At 38.5% G+C, this 18,216-nt stretch carries 19 protein-coding genes and 1 pseudogene; 12 read left to right on the top strand and 8 right to left on the bottom strand.

Annotated elements, in window-relative coordinates:
- The first annotated feature begins 25 nt into the window (after window positions 1-25).
- The 7 genes from B7E07_RS16715 (at window position 26) to B7E07_RS16685 (ending at window position 6,806) form a co-directional block, all read left to right on the top strand.
- Entirely contained in the window at window positions 26-1,036 is a 1,011-nt protein-coding gene (locus tag B7E07_RS16715; RefSeq protein ID WP_080847660.1) for a M14 family zinc carboxypeptidase, read from the top strand.
- A 39-nt stretch (window positions 1,037-1,075) separates the two neighbouring features.
- Window positions 1,076-1,390: a DUF3889 domain-containing protein gene (locus tag B7E07_RS16710; protein WP_080847658.1), complete on the top strand. Its 315-nt coding sequence runs from the start codon at window positions 1,076-1,078 to the stop codon at window positions 1,388-1,390.
- Between the two features lie 251 nt (window positions 1,391-1,641).
- Window positions 1,642-2,337 carry a response regulator transcription factor gene (locus tag B7E07_RS16705; RefSeq protein WP_080847656.1) on the top strand — a complete coding sequence of 232 codons (696 nt, stop codon included), beginning with the start codon at window positions 1,642-1,644 and terminating at the stop codon, window positions 2,335-2,337.
- Window positions 2,334-3,671, top strand: coding sequence for a sensor histidine kinase (locus tag B7E07_RS16700; protein WP_080847654.1), 1,338 nt, complete (start codon window positions 2,334-2,336; stop codon window positions 3,669-3,671). Before B7E07_RS16705 ends, B7E07_RS16700 begins: the two co-directional genes overlap by 4 nt.
- 64 nt (window positions 3,672-3,735) lie before the next feature.
- Entirely contained in the window at window positions 3,736-4,443 is a 708-nt protein-coding gene (locus tag B7E07_RS16695; protein ID WP_080847647.1) for a PepSY domain-containing protein, read from the top strand.
- Between the two features lie 224 nt (window positions 4,444-4,667).
- A complete protein-coding gene (locus B7E07_RS16690) occupies window positions 4,668-5,264 on the top strand; it encodes a PepSY domain-containing protein (protein WP_080847644.1) in 597 nt (198 codons plus the stop codon).
- A gap of 129 nt (window positions 5,265-5,393) precedes the next feature.
- The gene (locus B7E07_RS16685; protein WP_080847641.1) at window positions 5,394-6,806 is read left to right on the top strand and encodes a SpoVR family protein; all 1,413 of its coding nucleotides are present in this window, start codon (window positions 5,394-5,396) and stop codon (window positions 6,804-6,806) included.
- Window positions 6,807-6,886: 80 nt separating this feature from the next.
- Here B7E07_RS16685 and B7E07_RS16680 read toward each other — a convergent pair whose 3' ends face one another.
- On the bottom strand, window positions 6,887-7,759 hold the full coding sequence (locus tag B7E07_RS16680; protein WP_373886076.1) for a YitT family protein: 873 nt from the start codon (window positions 7,757-7,759) through the stop codon (window positions 6,887-6,889).
- A 187-nt stretch (window positions 7,760-7,946) separates the two neighbouring features.
- Here B7E07_RS16680 and B7E07_RS16675 point away from each other — a divergent pair, with 187 nt between their 5' ends.
- Window positions 7,947-8,798 carry a YihY/virulence factor BrkB family protein gene (locus B7E07_RS16675; RefSeq protein ID WP_080847635.1) on the top strand — a complete coding sequence of 284 codons (852 nt, stop codon included), beginning with the start codon at window positions 7,947-7,949 and terminating at the stop codon, window positions 8,796-8,798.
- Between the two features lie 106 nt (window positions 8,799-8,904).
- Here the strand turns inward: B7E07_RS16675 and B7E07_RS16670 are convergent, their stop codons facing one another.
- Complete coding sequence (locus tag B7E07_RS16670) at window positions 8,905-9,216, bottom strand: DUF948 domain-containing protein (protein WP_080847634.1); 312 nt, start codon at window positions 9,214-9,216, stop codon at window positions 8,905-8,907.
- 433 nt (window positions 9,217-9,649) lie between these two features.
- Here B7E07_RS16670 and B7E07_RS16665 point away from each other — a divergent pair, with 433 nt between their 5' ends.
- Complete coding sequence (locus B7E07_RS16665; RefSeq protein ID WP_080847633.1) at window positions 9,650-10,573, top strand: cation diffusion facilitator family transporter; 924 nt, start codon at window positions 9,650-9,652, stop codon at window positions 10,571-10,573.
- Here B7E07_RS16665 and B7E07_RS16660 read toward each other — a convergent pair.
- Window positions 10,570-10,890, bottom strand: coding sequence for an ArsR/SmtB family transcription factor (locus B7E07_RS16660; RefSeq protein WP_080847632.1), 321 nt, complete (start codon window positions 10,888-10,890; stop codon window positions 10,570-10,572). The genes B7E07_RS16665 and B7E07_RS16660 overlap by 4 nt on opposite strands.
- A gap of 98 nt (window positions 10,891-10,988) precedes the next feature.
- Window positions 10,989-11,606, bottom strand: a complete 618-nt coding sequence (locus tag B7E07_RS16655) for a hypothetical protein (RefSeq protein ID WP_080847629.1) — start codon at window positions 11,604-11,606, stop codon at window positions 10,989-10,991.
- Window positions 11,607-11,797: 191 nt separating this feature from the next.
- Here B7E07_RS16655 and B7E07_RS16650 point away from each other — a divergent pair, with 191 nt between their 5' ends.
- Window positions 11,798-12,499 carry a response regulator transcription factor gene (locus tag B7E07_RS16650; protein WP_080847626.1) on the top strand — a complete coding sequence of 234 codons (702 nt, stop codon included), beginning with the start codon at window positions 11,798-11,800 and terminating at the stop codon, window positions 12,497-12,499.
- Window positions 12,489-13,898, top strand: coding sequence for a sensor histidine kinase (locus B7E07_RS16645; protein WP_080847624.1), 1,410 nt, complete (start codon window positions 12,489-12,491; stop codon window positions 13,896-13,898). The genes B7E07_RS16650 and B7E07_RS16645 overlap by 11 nt, the downstream gene beginning before the upstream one ends.
- A gap of 91 nt (window positions 13,899-13,989) precedes the next feature.
- Here B7E07_RS16645 and B7E07_RS16640 read toward each other — a convergent pair whose 3' ends face one another.
- The 4 genes and pseudogenes from B7E07_RS16640 to B7E07_RS16630 form a co-directional block, all read right to left on the bottom strand.
- Window positions 13,990-15,366, bottom strand: coding sequence for a hemolysin family protein (locus tag B7E07_RS16640; protein ID WP_080847621.1), 1,377 nt, complete (start codon window positions 15,364-15,366; stop codon window positions 13,990-13,992).
- 64 nt (window positions 15,367-15,430) lie between these two features.
- On the bottom strand, window positions 15,431-15,637 hold the full coding sequence (locus B7E07_RS24490) for a MerR family transcriptional regulator (protein ID WP_257391475.1): 207 nt from the start codon (window positions 15,635-15,637) through the stop codon (window positions 15,431-15,433).
- Between the two features lie 12 nt (window positions 15,638-15,649).
- Window positions 15,650-15,832 (bottom strand): annotated as a pseudogene (locus B7E07_RS24485) (MerR family transcriptional regulator); the annotation flags it as partial.
- 287 nt (window positions 15,833-16,119) lie between these two features.
- Window positions 16,120-16,677 carry a GNAT family N-acetyltransferase gene (locus B7E07_RS16630; RefSeq protein WP_080847615.1) on the bottom strand — a complete coding sequence of 186 codons (558 nt, stop codon included), beginning with the start codon at window positions 16,675-16,677 and terminating at the stop codon, window positions 16,120-16,122.
- A gap of 251 nt (window positions 16,678-16,928) precedes the next feature.
- On the opposite strand from B7E07_RS16630, the gene B7E07_RS16625 reads away from it, so the two are divergent.
- Window positions 16,929-18,152, top strand: coding sequence for a dicarboxylate/amino acid:cation symporter (locus B7E07_RS16625; RefSeq protein WP_080847612.1), 1,224 nt, complete (start codon window positions 16,929-16,931; stop codon window positions 18,150-18,152).
- The last annotated feature ends 64 nt before the right edge of the window (window positions 18,153-18,216 follow it).

The raw sequence follows: 18,216 nt of genomic DNA, 5'->3' as shown, positions 1-18,216 counted from the left end.
TAGTGAAAAAGGAAGGATTTTTCCCATGAAGCGATATTTGCTCTTATTTTTACTGTGTTTTATAGCAGGAGGTACTTTTACACATGCTGACGTGGTCAATCCATATGTACCGTATAATTACCATACATTGAAAAACGACATAAAAAAGATGAAGAGGCAATATGGTTTTTTAAAAGTGAAAAAGATCGGTCAATCGTCGTATGGGCGAAATCTCTATGCGGTAAGACTTGGAAAGGGGAAGCATCATATTCTCATGATTGGTTCCCATCATGGCCGAGAGTGGCTGACATCAAGTTTAACAATGAAGATGATGGAATATTATGCTCTCGCTTACAAAGAGAAAAGTAAAATCGGCGGATTTCCCTATGACCTTTTAGACGATATCTCCATCTGGTTTATTCCCATGATCAATCCAGATGGAGTTGTATTGCAGCAAGAAGGCATTCAGGCATTCCCGGCAAGCTCCCATCAAAAGCTTCTTAGAATGAACGATGGCCGTAATGATTTCACAAGCTGGAAAGCGAATGGAATAGGCATTGATTTAAATAGACAATATCCTTCAGGCTGGAGTGACTTGGAAACAGGAGTCGACGAGCCTTCCTGGCAATTTTTTAAAGGAAGAAAACCTGTTGAAACAGCAGAAATAAAGGCTCTAATACGGTTTGTTCGAAAAATAAAGCCTGAGATTGCAGTGGCATACCATTCGTCAGGACAGGAAATATTTTGGGATTATCACAATGGAAGCCACTCTGCTAGAGATCGTGCTATTGCGGAGCAGGTATCAGAGTTAACGGGATATCCGCTATCCGAGCCATCCGCTGAAGCAGTAGGAGGCGGCTTTAAAGATTGGTTTATTACGGAATTTCATAAACCTGCCATGACTATTGAAATATGCAAACTGATTGAAGAGCGGCATCCCCCAATTGGGGAGTTTTCGGAGGAGTGGCAGCGTAATCAGCATGTGGGCATCCTGCTGGCACATGAAGCAAGAAAAATGATGAAAGAAGAAAATGATCTGTATAAAAATAAAAATTAACGAAAAAATATAGGCAACGACAAACATATGGAGGCACGCATGAAACGAATTTCAGTTTTATTATTCGCGCTCTTTTTCATAGGTCATGCAGGATTACTTGTACAGGCGGAAGAAAAGCCAGATTATGAAAAATACGGAAGAATCGCTACAGTTGTTGTAAAAGAGGATTATCCCGGAGAAGATGTAGTGGAATACAAATACGGCGGCCGCAGAAAACTGACGGAAAATGAAGTGATGGACTCTTTTGTTTTTATAGTAAAAGAAGACGGCAAAGATAAAACGATACTAGTAAAAGTGACTCATTTGCTAAGCGATAATAAGTCTTTAAGCCTGACGGTAGAGGAACAAAAATAAACCTTGGTTTATCGATTTTCTTAAAACGAATGTCTTAACGTGCAATCTTAAAATGAGATTACATGGAGAGACATTCGTTTTTTACTGTCTGATGAGTTTGCTGCGACGGTGTTTCAATATCATTCTCTGCTCAAAAGCTTCCCAACCAGCCAATGTATAATCCATTTATATTCTTAGTGAAACAAGAAATGGATTTTAAAAAATATTTCTGCTAGTCTAAAGATAATAGAAATTGTGGGGAGGCAGAGGCGGTGGCGAAAGAGAGAATTCTTGTTGTCGAGGATGAAGTGAAAATTGCCCGTTTGCTTGAATTGGAGCTGGGATTTGAAGGGTATGAAGTGACCAAAGTGTTTGATGGTTTAGAAGGTCTCGAGAAATTCAGAACAGAATCATGGGATTTAATCCTGCTTGATGTTATGCTCCCAGGCTTAAGCGGAATTGAGCTGCTCCGCAGAATCCGAGCTGGCAATAAAGCCACACCCGTCCTTCTTCTTACCGCTAAAAGCTCAGTGGAAGATAAAGTTTCTGGACTTGATTTAGGTGCAAATGATTACATCACAAAACCATTTCAAATTGAGGAACTCCTGGCAAGGGTGCGTGTAGCATTAAGACATAAAATGGTCGAACAGAATGAAGAACAGGAAGAGCTATTAGGGATTGAAAATCTGAAAATGAATGAGAAAACAAGAGAAGTAACAAGAGGGGAAATTCAAATCGAGTTAACGCCACGTGAATACGATCTTCTCTCCTATTTGCTGCGCAATAAACGCCAGGTTTTATCAAGAGAGCAGATTTTAGAGACGGTGTGGGGCTATGATTTTATGGGAGACACCAATGTTGTGGATGTCTATATTCGCTATGTCCGCAAAAAAATTGAACCAGCAGGAGAACCGCCCCTTATACACACTGTTCGCGGAGTCGGCTATGTTATAAAGGAGCCAAAATGAAGCTTCGAAACAAAATTAATTTATATACATCCGTTTTATTTGCCTGCCTCATTATTTTAATGAATGCAGCATTATTTTTTCTATTTTCAAAGATGATGATTGACAGTGAATTGGAATCAGCGCGGAGTGAAACCGAAAACCTTGCACAGGAGATTGACGAATCATTGGGACAAATACCTCAAGCGGATTTGCTTCGGGCCTATGCTCCTATGGATGGGGTTATTCAAATTGTTACACAGGATTTAAAAAGCACTGCAGGTTCAAATTCAGAAGAATATCGGAATCTTATCGATGAACAATTTTATCAGTCAGAACAGATGCAAGAATTGGTTAAAGATCATCAGCATTATGCTTTTACGTCCATTCCAATCATCTTGCCTGATGGTGAGGTGGCTAACCTGCAGATGGCCAAAAGCATTCAATCATCGATGGACATACTACAGTTATTTAGAATTGTCCTCATCATTATTACATTGCTGACACTTGTTCCTGTTTTGATTTCAAGCAGAATACTCAGCAGTTTAATTATGAACCCGATTATCAATATGATCGACACCATGAAGGAAATTAGGGAAAGCGGTCAATTTAAACGGCTGACACTCGATGGGAAATCAAAGGATGAGCTTCATTTAATGGGAGACACCTTTAACCATATGATTACCCTCTTGGAAGCCAATTATGAAAAGCAGAAGCAGTTTGTATCCAACGCCTCCCATGAATTTAAAACGCCCTTAACCGTCATTGAAAGCTATGCGAGTCTATTGAAACGAAGAGGGTTGCAGGATCATGCTTTATTCGAAGAGTCTGTAGAAGCGATTCATTCAGAGGCTATACGGATGCGGGAAATGACGGAACAGCTGCTTCAGCTTGCAAAACATCATGAGCAATGGAATGTAGAGAGCAAGGACATTAAGTTAAAGCCATTTTTACAGCAGACCGTGAAAGCATTTGAACAGGCGTATAATAGACAGATATCTTTTATATGTGACGATTCTTCGGTTGTAAGTTCAGATGAACAAAAGTTAAAGCAGCTGTTGTTTATTTTCCTGGATAATGCCCGGAAATATAGTGATGGCAACATCATTCTTCAATGTGAAAAAAAAGACCAGGAAACGCTGATTCATATTCAAGACTTCGGTGGAGGAATTGCTGAAAAGGATTTGCCTCGAGTATTCGATCGCTTTTATCGGGTTGATGAAGCGAGAACGAGACAAAATGGCGGTACAGGTCTTGGTCTGTCACTTGCTAAAGAGATTGCAGATGTAATCGGAATAAAGCTTGAGCTTAAAAGTGAAAAAAACGAAGGTACTACTGTGACTTTAATATTTAATTAAGGATTTTCTCATCACTTTCTCATTTTTATGATTCATAATATGGAGAGAAGGATGGAGGGGGAACATGAAGAGAAATTGGATATGGATCCTGACTGTATTCGTTTTAGCAGGATTTATTGCAGGCTTCTTTCTGTTTAATCAAGAAAAAGCAATCACCATCGAGGAAGCAAAAACACTTATTGCCAACCGCTATACTGGAGAGATTTCGAATATTGAAGAAAAAGATGGGGAGTACGTTGCTCAGTTGAATCGTGAAAACGGTCAATATCAAGTAAGCATTGATGCTTATAATGGAGAAACGCGATCACTTGAAAAAACGGGAGATAACATAAGCAATGATCCTCCTCAACAAACAGATGAGAAGGAAGTAGAGGAAATGGTTTCTGAACAGCAGGTATCAGATCAACTGAAGGCTTCTGGTTTTACAGTTAATTCCCTGAAAATTGCAGCACTAGGTGAGCAGCAGATCTATCTTGCTGTAGTAGAGAAAGAGAATCAAAAAAGTGAACTTGAAATTGACGCAAAATCAGGTGAAATTCTCAAAACAACTCCATTTGAAGAAGACGTAAAAATCCTGACAGAAGAGCAAGCAAAAGACATTGCCTTAAAAACAATTAATGGCACAATGGACGATATCGACGACATTGACTTTGAATCAATCAATGAACAGCCATATTACCTAGTAGAAATTGAAACGGACGATGACCGCGAAGCCGTCATCCAAATCAACGCCATCACCGGTAAATACACCATTTCATGGGAAGAGGACTAAAGTTAAGGCCACGGGATAGAGGTTCCCTTGGCCATTTTTTATATCTAAATCAGCGAGTGGTTTCGCTGTTCACTCAGGAGAATTAGCTTCTCCATGAACTGTTTCACATCTAAATGAGTAAATTTCATGTCTTTCTCATTGTTTTCTAATCTTATTCTACCGTTTCTTTAAGATAAGAAGACTATATTGATAATGTAGAAAACAAATTGAAGGAGGAAACAAACATGAAAAAGAAAATTTGGATCGGTGCACTTGCAGGATTAGTCGTATTAGGAGGAGCAGCAGCAGCTGGAGCCACACAAAAATCAGCAGAACAGGCTGAAAAAGAAATGATCACATTAGAGAAGGCAAAAGAGCTTGCTTTAAAAGAACAGCCTGGAGTGATTGAAAGCATTGAGCTGGAAAGTCATTTCAACGGACGCTACTATGACGTAGATATCGATAACAACGATGATCGAATGGATTATGATGTGGACCTTGATGCCTATACGGGGGAAGTGTTATCTGTTAGAAAAGATCATGATGATGACGATGATCATTACGATGACCAAGATGATGATGTACAAAACAACCAAGCAAATACTTCAACATCAGAACAAAATACGCAAACAGCTGATCAAAAGATTTTATCTGAAAAAGATGCAATTGCCATTGCAGAAAAAGAAGCGAACGGCAAAGTAAAGGAAATCGACTTGGATAGTGATGATGGCAGAATGAAGTATGAGTTTGAGCTTCGTACAAATAATGGAGAAGCAGAGGTTGAATTAGATGCAGTAACAGGCGAAGTATTGGAACTTGAATTCGACAACGATAATGACTAATTTCCGGCAGGCTGTTTATCAGCCTGTTTTTTTTTCTGTAAATGACCAATCTATAAAAATACAAGCAAGAATCATCATTCCCCGTCCCTGCTCATAGATTAGGATAAGGACTTAAAGGGGGAGTGGCAAATGCAAGTGGAGGATGCGAAAGCACTCGAATATGCGATACAGGAAATTACGGAAATTGCCAGTGGGTTTGGTCTCGACTTTTATCCGATGCGTTATGAAATCTGTCCTGCTGATATAATTTATACATTTGGAGCCTATGGAATGCCAACTCGTTTCTCTCACTGGAGCTTTGGCAAGCAGTTCTTTAAGATGAAGCTTCAATATGATCTTGGACTTTCAAAAATATATGAACTTGTGATCAATTCTGATCCATGCTATGCCTTTTTGCTTGATTCGAATTCACTTATACAAAATAAGCTCATCGTTGCGCATGTTCTGGCTCACTGCGACTTCTTCAAAAACAATGTTCGCTTTCAGAATACAAAGCGCGATATGGTTGAAAGCATGGCAGCAACAGCTGAAAGAATACGCTTATATGAAGTAGAACATGGCAGAAAAGAGGTTGAAACATTTTTAGATGCTGTTCTTGCCATTGAGGAACATATTGATCCTTCCTTAATGCGGCCTAAGTTTGCTTGGAGCACAGAAGAAAGTGAATTTGAAAGCTCTGATACTATAGCGGCTTCTCCATACGATGATTTATGGGGTTTAGATGATCGCGGGCCCAAGCAGGAAAAAATAAAGAAAAAACGCAAATTTCCGCCTCGTCCTGAGAAGGATTTAATGCTTTTTATTGAAAGCTATAGCCGTGAATTGACAGATTGGCAGCGTGATATTTTAACGATGATGCGCGAGGAAATGCTGTATTTTTGGCCGCAGCTTGAAACGAAGATTATGAATGAAGGCTGGGCATCCTATTGGCATCAGCGTATTTTAAGAGAGCTTGACTTAACAAGTGCAGAAGCCATTGAATTTGCAAAATTAAATGCTGGTGTTGTACAGCCATCGAGAACGGGCATCAATCCTTATTATCTTGGCTTAAAAGTGTTTGAAGATATTGAAGAGCGCTATAATCATCCAACTGAAGAAATGAAACGCCGTGGGGTTCAGCCAGGTTCAGGGCGTGAAAAAATGTTTGAAGTACGTGAAATTGAATCCGATATTTCATTTTTACGCAATTATTTAACTAAGGACCTTGTGATGAGAGAGGATATGTACTTATTCCAAAAGCAGGGCAAGGATTACAAAGTTGTTGATAAACAATGGGAAAGCGTACGTGATCAGTTAGTTGGCATGAGAGTAAATGGCGGCTTTCCTTATCTAACAGTAACGGATGGCGATTATCTGAAAAATGGCGAGCTATATATCAAACATTGGTATGAAGGCATTGAGCTTGACCTGAAATATTTGGAAAAGGTACTTCCTTATATTCATCAGCTGTGGGGGAGAAATGTCCACATGGAAAGCATGGTAGAAGGCAAGGAAATGTTATTTTCTTATGATGGAAAGTCTATACATCGCAAGTACTTATAGCTTCAAAAATATGATAAGCCGCGAAAAAGCATGGATTTTTGTGCTTATTTGCGGCTCCTTTAAAATTGAATCTAGAATTACTAATGAATCGCCTTCTTCTTAAATCTGCCGCCCCGTACTTCAGATATATTCGCAACAGCAAGAAACGCATTCGGATCCAATTCTTCTACAATTGATTTTAATTTTGCTTCTTCCAGCCTCGTAATGACAACGAAAATGACTTTTTTATCGTCCCCTGTAAAAGCGCCTTCGCCTTTTAAATACGTAACCCCTCTGCCAAGACGAGCCAAAATGGCTTCTCCAATCAACTGGTGATTTTCACTAATGATCCAAGCTGATTTGGATTCATCTAAGCCCTGAATGACGATGTCAATGGTTTTGAAGGCGATAAAGTATGTAATTATTGAATACATGGCCCGATCCCAGCCAAAAACAAAGCCGGCTGTGGCAAAAATAAAGACATTAAAAAACATAATAATTTCGCCAACAGAAAACGGAAGATTTTTATTCAGTAAAATCGCAAGAATTTCTGTCCCATCCAAGGACCCGCCATAACGAATAACAATGCCAACGCCGATCCCTAAACTGATGCCTCCAAAAACGGTGGCTAATAAGAGATCAGTCGTAAAAACAGGTACATTATGTAGCAGCAATGTGGTAAGGGAGAGTACACCTATGCCAAGCAAGGTAGACAGAGCAAAGGTTTTCCCGATTTGTTTATAGCCTATATAAAAGAAGGGAATGTTCAGGAGAAAAATAAAGATCCCAAGCTTTATATTGGTTAAATGAGACAATATAATGGATATTCCGACAATCCCGCCATCCAGAATTTGATTAGGCACTAAAAATTCCTCAATGCCAATCCCCATGAAAATGGCGCCAATGATAATAAAAATGATCCTTTTAAGCACTTTTCCTTTAGTTGTAGCTTTATGCAGCTGCTGACTGCTCATTTCTTCTGTTGTGATTGCCATCAACAAACCTCCTCTCATATCAACTCTATTTTAACACTATAAGAAAGAAAAGATTGAAAATTCTGTACAGTCTAATAAAAAAGAACCAATGTTAAATGATTATCTCTGTTCTGAACTGGGAAAAGGAGACTATACTCTCTAATTCCATTAAAGGATGTGAATAAAAGTGAACCGTGCAATTACTTTTGGAAAAAAGCTGTCTGCAGAATTAAAAGAAGATCGTGCAACAGGGCTCGCAGCTGAGCAGGCGTATTATTATATGTTAGCTATTTTCCCGTTATTGATCTTAATGATTTCTATTTTGCCATATTTATCAATCGATCCGCAAACGGTGCAAACTTATTTAGGCAGTATTTTACCTGGTGATACGTTCAGCTTAATCGAAGAAAATGTCATTAATATTATAACCGTGCCCAATGGAGGACTGCTGACATTCGGGATCATCGGTACAATTTGGTCGGCTTCCAATGGAATGATGGCCTTTATTCGTGCTATGAACACGGCATTTGATGTAGAGGAATCCAGATCCTTTATCATTGTAAGGCTTATATCTATTGGGCTAACGCTTGGTTTAATTCTTGCCATTGTCACAGCAATGCTACTCCCGGTTTTCGGGAATGTTATTGTCGACTTTGTTGGACAATTTATATATATCCCCAATAATCTGGAAGTATTGATTAATATTTTGCGCTATGTCATTGCTATTGTCGTAATGGCCGCAGTGCTGGCTGGTCTTTATAAATTTGCGCCAAATAAGCATTATCCGTTTAAAGAAGTCTTACCTGGTGCGATTGCAGCCACTGTCATTTGGCAAATCATTTCTTTTGGATTATCCATATATGTCAATAACTTTGCCAATTACTCAGCCACATATGGAAGTCTTGGTGGTGTCATTGTGCTTATGCTGTGGTTTTACTTAACAGGCTTAACATTTGTGCTTGGGGGAGAAATCAACGCTCTGCTTCATAGAAGAAAAAAGGGACAAGCTTTGAATAAACAAAAAACAGCCGTGATGTAAGAGTGAGTGAGAAAGATATGATCATTTTGATGTTTGGATGGAAGACAGCATTACAAGACGAAAAAAAAGCGAGGAGAGCTCCTCGCTTTTTTCTGTCGATTAATCTTTAGAGTTTATGAATAAAAGGAATTTTAATTTTCCACCACTTGGTAATTACCTTTGGTGTCTCCTTAACGGATGATATAAGCGATGTGAAAACTCCTTTTTTAAACTCAAAATCTTCCTGCAGACGTTCCTGCTGCACTTTTAGTGCATCTGTTTCATTTTTTAGTACATTGACCTTATGCTGCAATCGGCTATTTGTTTCATTCAGTCGTTCAATACTTGGCTGTGCTTGTTTTAAAGTCTTTACCGCCGAAATAATAAAAAACACAATGGCAAGCACAATTACAGCAATACTTGCATACACAATAAACATTCTATCCCTCCTGTAGTTGTCCTAGTTAAGCGTCATTTAATGGATAAACTTATTGTATTCTTTTTTTACCCTTTAAGCATGAAAAATAACAACTGTTAAAAAATATAGTCAGGCAATTAAAAACTGCTGCTTGCTTGATTGAGGATTTTTTTATTTTGGCTGTTTTCGCTAACTTTGTTGCTTTTACTTTAATGAAAAAATTTCCACTTTAAAGTACTCGCTTTCTGGCGGAACTGGCGCTTAGTTTGAGCTGGTCTCGCACTCTTTCGTTTCAATAAACAGATATATTAGCAAAAAAATGAATATTTAAACAACCTATGGTTCAGAAAAGAGCATTTATTTTTTATTAAAATGATTGAACAATTCGTAAGAGTGGTACATAATATATATGAACACATACTCATATATGAGTGAAAAAAAGGGAGGGAATACGGTGGGACATTCACACTCACATGGTCATTCGCATCACCATCACCATCATTCAACTAATAATAAAAAAGCGTTGCTTACCGCATTTATTTTAATATTCGGTTTTATGATTGTAGAGGTAATTGGAGGGCTCGTTACAAATAGTCTAGCGCTTTTGTCAGATGCAGGGCATATGCTTAGCGATGCTGCTGCTTTAGGTTTAAGCTTCTTAGCTATTAAGCTGGGAGAAAAAAAGGCCACCATCAGCAAATCTTTTGGATATAAACGATTTGAAATCATTGCAGCCTGGATTAACGGACTGACACTCTTAATTATTTCTTTATATATCTTTTATGAAGCCTATCACAGGCTTCTCAATCCGCCTGAGGTTCAAAGTCTTGGCATGCTGACGATCTCTGTCATTGGACTTGTAGTGAATATTATTGCTGCATTTATTTTAATGAGCGGGGATAAAGATCATAATTTAAATGTCCGCAGTGCATTTCTGCATGTAATTGGTGATTTGCTTGGATCGGTCGGGGCTATCACAGCTGCATTACTTATGTATTTCTTTGGATGGGGAATTGCTGACCCTATTGCAAGTATTATCGTAGCCATCTTGATTTTGATCAGCGGATGGAGAGTCATGAAGGATTCCTTCCATATATTAATGGAGGGAACCCCAGAGAATCTGCATCCAGAAAAAATAAAAGCATCACTTCTCCATATAAACCAGGTAGAGGATGTGCATGATTTGCATATATGGACGATTACATCTGGTTTTCCTGCATTGAGCTGTCATGTCGTTTTAAACGGAGATCATGGTCATGATACTGTGCTTAAAGAGGCTCAAGAGATTCTGCATGATGAATACGCAATTGAGCACAGTACGATTCAGGTTGAAGGGAAGACAGAAGGATGTCCGAGTCATCATGGCACTTGTAATTAATGCTGTGCATGATCGATGGTTTGTTTAAGAATACTTAAGACATGTTCATCATCATGACTATAATAAAGGGTCGTACCTTCGCGGCGAAACTTAACTAGACGCAGATTCTTTAGAAATCGCAGCTGGTGGGAAACAGTTGATTGCAGTAATGAAAGCTTTTCAGCAATATCATTGACCGAATACTCTCCTTTGGAAAGCAAATGCAGGATGCGCAGCCGGGTCGGGTCTGATAATGCTTTAAATGTTTGAGAAACTATAAATAAGGTTTCTTCATCAAAATCGTCTTCAGAAATAGAGTATGGCTGGTCATTTGTCATTGCAAAGTGCACCTCCTAATGTACTGCTATTATAATCCCGATTGAAGCATACAGCAAAGAAAACCACCGATCTTCTTGTAGGTGGTTTTCTTTATTGGTTATTCTTTTTCTTTAATGCTATCTTTTATTGCGCCCATAAGGGTTTTCATTTCCTGGTGAAGCTTGTCATCATTCAAGTTAAGCTGTTTCTTCATTTCATGAAAGTTTTTTCCATCCTTTTTCAATTGAATGACTTCATTCAAATCTTTACCTGAAGATTTTGACATGGCTACCGCCATTATTATGAAGTGCAGGCTCATATTTTCTTCTTTTACCAAAGCTTCAAGATCAGCTTCTTTTTTACCTGTATAAACGGATAAAGTTTGGAGAACCTCCGCCTGATGCTTCTTGAGAAATCGTCCCTTTGCTTTATAATGCTGTTTCATCTTTTGTAAATCGACACCAAAGTTTTTCGCTGTTTTATCCCAAGATGATCCGTTCTTTTTATAAGCCGCTAGTACGTCTTCAACTTTCGATTTTGAAAATTTTGCAATAAACGAAGCTTTGTAGATTTCTTCTTTCGTATAGCCTTTATTCATTAAGGAATCAACCTGTTCCTTGTTCATAAAATGATGGTGTTCGTGATGTCCTTCTCCGCCTTCCTGAGCAAAAGCACTTCCCAGTGATGGGAAAAGAAGCGTGAAAATTGAAAGAATCAGGATAAATATTTTTTTCATGTGTAGTCCTCCTCTTCATGAGTAAATTCAAATGTTAGCATGTCCAAAAATAGGAAAACCATGAGAGTCAATTTGCTAAATTATAGAAAGTTCGTGTAAGAGCATTTAAAAATTGAAAAAATGAACGTATTTCGATTTAATGTAGGTATACATAACCGTATGAAAGATGACAGAGCCTTAGGATGGTGAATATGAAAATACTAGTAGTCGAAGATAATCAGAGTGTTTGCTCGATGCTGGAAATGTTTTTTATGAAAGAAGGTTATGAAGGGAAATTCATTCATGATGGGCAATCTGGTTTTGAGCATTTTAATAAGGAATCCTGGGATTTAATTATTTTAGATTGGATGCTGCCAGTGATGGATGGTGTAACACTATGCCGGAAAATACGGGAGCTCAGCAAAGTGCCTATTATTATGCTGACAGCTAAGGATAGCGAATCAGATCAAGTGCTAGGTCTAGAAATGGGGGCAGATGACTATGTGACAAAACCGTTCAGCCCCTTAACGCTAATGGCAAGAATTAGAGCGGTCACAAGAAGATTCCATATGGAAACAGATGAGAAAGAGGAGGGGCAGTACATTATTTCTTCTCACTTTAAAATCAGCAAAGATACAAGAGAAGCTTATTTTAATGGAGAACTGCTCGGGAACCTGACACCTAAAGAGTTTGATCTTTTGTATTACTTTGTGAAAAATCCGAAGCAGGTATTTACGAGAGAGCAGCTGCTTGATAAGGTGTGGGGATACCAGTTTTATGGTGATGAGCGGACGGTTGACGTACATATTAAGCGTTTAAGGAAGAAGATTGGGACAGAGAGCCAGCCGTTTATTCATACGGTATGGGGAATCGGCTATAAGTTTGATGAAAGTGCGGATGGACATGAAAATTAAGTATTTTTATCAGCTGCTGATCAGCCATATTATTATTCTCGTTCTCGCTTTTCTGCTGCTTAGTTTGCTGTTTTCGCAGTTCTTGGAAAATTATATTTTTGAAAATAAAGTAGACGAGCTTGAATCATTTGGCAATCAGATCCTGACCGAGTTAACAGTCAGAATTGAAGGGACAGAAGAATTTTTAAATGAATATAGCCAGCTTCTTGAGGCTCGTAATATTCAGTATATTTTATTTGATCGAAAGGGCAGGGTGCTTTATCCTGAGCTGCAGCAGGAGCCGGTTGTCCTTTTATCTGAACAGGAGTGGCTTGAACTTTCTGCTGGAAAAGGGATATCTGTTCTGCACGATATTAAACGTTTCGATCAGGAGGTAACCCTTGTTGCGCTGCCTTATATGAATGGGGACCAGCTAATCGGTGGAGTTATTCTTCTTTCGCCGATTAGTGGGGCGATCCAAATGATCAGTCAGCTGAATAAATTTCTGTTATACACAATTATTATTTCTTTAACGGCAACGATCCTGTTAAGCTGGTTTCTTGCAAAGAATTTAATTAAACGAATTCGTGATATCCGCGATGCCACTTCGATGATTTCTTCTGGGAATTACGATGTCAATGTTCCTCATCTCTATATGGATGAGATTGGACAGCTGGCAAAGGATTTTAATGAGATGGCAGCTAGGCTGAAAAAATCGAATGAAGAAATCGACCGGCTTGAAAACAGAAGAAGGAAATTTATAGCTGATGTTTCACACGAAATGCGTACTCCCCTGACAACGATAAGCGGCTTAGCCGAAGGGATTAAAAACAATCTGATTCCAGAGCAGGAAATGGAAAAGGGGATGAATCTAATTGATCGGGAGGCTAAGAGGCTGATTCGCTTAGTCAATGAGAATCTCGATTATGAAAAAATTCGATCTAATCAGTTACAGCTGCACAAAATAAATGTAAATCTGCTCGACGCTTTTGAGGTCGTTGCTGACCAGCTATTGCTTCAAGCAGAAGAAAAAAATAATACAATTATTATAAAGGCAGACCCAGAAACAACGGTTATAGCCGATTATGATCGATTAGTGCAAATTCTCGTTAATATAGTGAAAAATAGCATTCAATTCACTGAAGATGGGGAGATTTACTTGCGAAGTGAGGATCGTGATCAAGAAACACATATTATCATTGAAGACAACGGAATTGGGATAGATCCAGAAGAAGTGGAAATGATCTGGGAGCGTTTTTACAAAGCGGACGTTTCTCGGACCAGCAATTCTTTTGGAGAATTTGGCATTGGCCTATCAATTGTGAAACAGCTAGTGGAATTGCATAATGGAAAGATTGAAGTGAAGAGTGAAAAAGGGAAAGGAACATCATTTTTCATTGAGTTGCCAAATGAAATATAAAAGTACTTTTTTTTGTTTCAGGGATTGCACCCGATAAGATTTACAAGATTAAAAACAAAACTCCCGGCAAAACAGCCGGGAGTTTTGTTTATTATGGCATAACTTCTGTTTCTGTATAGGCCACTGGCTGTGATTGCAGCTGTGGCTGGACTTGAGGTACTCTCTCTGCAATTTCAGCTAGGCGAATTACTTCAACGTATTTAATATGATGATCTTCCATTTCCATCACTTTGAAGGAATATGACCCATGGGTAATAACGTCGCCTTCTTGTGCTTCGTAGTTCTCTGTTAGTACCCAGCCGCCGATTGTATCAACGTCTTCATCATTGATCTCAAGGCCCAGCAGATCATTGATCTCGCTGACAAGCACTTTTGAATCAATAATATAGTGATCATCCGTGACCGTTTGGATCATTGGTATTTCATCACTATCAAATTCGTCCCGAATTTCTCCAACAATTTCTTCAATAATATCTTCTACGGTGACAAGACCAGATGTACCACCATACTCATCCATTAGAATGGCTATATGAATCCGTTCTTTCTGCATTTTTAACAGCAAATCATGAATAGGAATGCTGTCAATAACGCGTATAATCGGACGGATATATGGTTCAAGTGTTTTCACCGCTGTATTTTTTTTCGCAATGAGATCGGTCATGACTTCCTTCATGTTAATCATGCCAATAATATGGTCTTTATCTCCATCAATTATAGGATATCTTGTGAAATTCTCCGTTTGTGCGGTCTGCAAAACGGTTTCTACGTTGTCTTCCTTAGACAGGGAGATAATCTCTGTCCGTGGAACCATAATTTCTTTTGCAATACGATTGTCAAACTCAAATATTTTATTTACATACTTGAACTCTGATTGGTTAATTTCTCCGCTCTCATAGCTTTCTGAAAGAATGATGCGAAGCTCTTCCTCTGAATGGGCAAGTTCATGTTCGGATGCAGGCTTTAACCCAAACAATCCAGTTAAAAAGCGTGCAGACCCGTTTAAGAACCAAATAAATGGATACATGATGCGATAGAACCAAATAAGCGGATGTGCAATTATTAATGTCACTGCTTCAGCCTTTTGAATCGCCAGTGTTTTTGGTGCGAGTTCTCCAACTACGACATGAAGGAATGTTACAATTAAAAATGCACATGCAATAATGAGTACGTGTGAAACAGACTGTGATAAACCAAAGAATTGAATGATTGGGCTAAGCAATACTTCAAAAGTAGGCTCTCCAAGCCATCCGAGTGCTAACGCAGTAATGGTTATCCCTAACTGACATGCTGATAAATACTCATCTAAATTGGTCGTTAATTTTTTTGCGGCTATCGCTCTTGTACTGCCTTCTTCAATTAATTGATCGATTCGTGAGCTTCTAATCTTCACAATGGCAAATTCTGAAACTACAAAAAATGCCGTCAAAGCAATTAAAGTGGCGAAAATAACCAAGTTAAATATGTCCAAATAAGTTCCCCTTATCCCGTGTGAACGGGCAGGGTGTCACCTCCTGATTAATGGAAAAATAAGGTTAACTCGTTATACTGACAAGTGATTGCAATAATGCAGACCCCTCTAGTGATAGCTTTTTAGAAAAACCGTTTTTGTTTTTCTCATCTAAATTCTTAATGAGCGGCATAAGGACGGATATTTCATTTTGAAGCTGCTTCATTTGCAGTGTAACTGCATCAATTTGCTTCTCAACTTCTCTTGAGCGAATTTCCCTATTTGACCTCATTTCTAGTTTTCTCTTAATCTCATCTAAAGGAATATGCAGTTTTTTGCATTCCTCGATAAAGCGTAAATCAATTAATACTTCTTCAGAATAAATTCGATAATTAGACTTAGAACGACTTGCCTGAATTAAACCAATACTTGTATAGTAATCTATTGTTCTTTTCGAGACGTTAGCGATTTCTGCTAGTTCACCGATGCGATATAATGCCCCATCTTACCACCTCAGCTTATCATTAATTGTCATTATTATACGTTACTAAAAACCATACAGTCAAACGTTGCAGTTGAAAAAAATGGATTTAACATATCATATGAAATTGGCTGAATAAAAATGATAACTAAATATTCTGACTTTTAATTATAATATTTTATTAATACCATAACGGAAGGGTTTGTGTGATTCGTGAATAAATGGGGCAATACTTTGATCCTGTCCCATGATGTTCTGTTTGTATTTTGGGCATCATGGGAGGATCACCGTATTCAGCTGTTCTTTAACATGTCATTCCATTCTCGATAAAGCAGGCTATATACGGCGAGATCATGAAAATGGTCGTAAAGAAATTCTGCGTCGCGGATGATTCCTTCTTGTGTGAATCCCAGTCTTTCAGGAATAGCTCTGCTCTTGGTGTTGTTAATTCCACAGCGGATTTCAATCCGATTTAACTGCAGATCAAAAAAGCTGTAGTTCACTAATGCTTGCACACTTCTTGTCATTATGCCATTGCCTTGAAAGCCCTCACCAAGAAAATATCCTATGCTTGTTTGTTTATTGTGCCAATCGATGTGGTGAAATCCAATCGATCCCGCTAATTTGCCTTTATAACGGATGCCGGCATTAAAGCCATTGTTATCGGAAAACTGCTTTAGCCACATGGGAATAATGGAATGATATTGTGCAGCTGAGGTTGTAGTATCAACCCATGGCAGCCATTTGCGTAAATGGTGACGATTTACATCCACTAAAGTAAATAATTCTTCAGCATGATGAAGCTGAAATAATTGCAGTTCTAACTCTTCATCCACTTTTAAAGTAAACATGATGATTCCCCCTTTGCCCTTTGAATTATCATCATCATATCGAACGAATATGAAAAAATATATATTATTGTGAAATTTTTTAAAAAATACTGATGAACATTGATTCAATATATAACCCTTCTGATTAATGTGTTTTATTTTGTTGAGGGTATAGTTTCGTATATAATATTTAAGGGTATAAATACGAAAATTAGAAGGATTTTCCTTTATTGGTTTTCAGCTCGAAAAATGAAAGACGGAGGAAGACATACATGAAGTTAACAACAAAAATAATCATTGGGTTAATTGCTGGAGCGATCGTCGGGATTTTATTGAACCTGTATGCCCCAGATCTTTTTTCTGCCTTTGATACGTATTTATTTAATCCATTAGGGACCATATTTATTAATCTTATTAGTATGCTAGTTGTTCCAATCGTTCTATTTTCTATTATTTTAGGTGTCACGGGCTTAGGTGAACCGAAAAGTCTTGGTAGAATTGGAATAAAGACGGTTAGTTTTTACTTATTGACAACCGCAATTGCCATCGTTATAGGATTAGGCTTGTCTCTTATTATCAAGCCCGGCCTGGTCGGAGATTTTGATACTTCAGGAGCTGAATATAGTGCAGAAGAAGCTCCCCCTGTCAGTGACACATTATTAAATATTATTCCTGTCAACCCATTTGAAGCCTTAACCTCTGGAAATATGCTGCAGATCATTGTGTTTGCTGTTTTAGTAGGTTTTGCGTTAACAAGGTTAGGAGAAAAAACAAAAGGGATTGTAAACCTAATCGAGCAAGGAAACGAAATCATGATGTATTTAGTTGGCTTGGCGATGAAGGTGGCACCTTATGGAACCTTTGGATTAATTGCTTCTGCAATAGGCAGTCAAGGTTTTTCTGCTATCAAGGCGATGAGTGTATACATGCTTGTTGTATTAGGGGCTTTACTTATTCATACGATTGTAACGTATGGATCATCCGTTTACTTCCTGGGCGGTATGAATCCGGTCACATTCTTTAAAGGGTTTGCTCCAGCAATGGGAGTAGGCTTTAGTACATCAAGCAGTAATGCAACATTGCCGCTTTCGATGGAAACTGCGCAGAAAAAATTAGGCGTGCCAGAGCCGATCAGCAGTTTCGTTCAGCCTTTGGGAGCCACTATTAATATGGATGGAACGGCCATTATGCAAGGTGTAGCAACTATTTTTATTGCACAAGTATTTGCAACCGATTTATCATTCACCCAGTTGCTGACCGTCGTTTTAACAGCCGTGTTAGCAAGCATAGGAACGGCTGGTGTTCCTGGGGTTGGCCTAATCATGCTGGCAATGGTGCTGCAATCAGTTGATCTGCCAGTTGAGGGAATTGCTTTAATTATTGGGATTGACCGCTTGCTTGATATGGTAAGAACTTCGGTCAATATCACAGGTGACGCTGCATGTGCTGTAGTTGTCGCCAATACTGAAAAAAAGAGAAAGCATAAAGCCGTATAAACTCACTGAATTTCTTTATTTAAAACACAATAAAATGACAGCTCGACATAAGAATTTACCACAG

Source organism: Cytobacillus gottheilii, from assembly GCF_900166665.1.
GTDB classification, from domain to species: domain Bacteria; phylum Bacillota; class Bacilli; order Bacillales; family Cytobacillaceae; genus Cytobacillus; species Cytobacillus gottheilii_A.
This window is presented reverse-complemented; position numbering and strand designations above follow the sequence as displayed.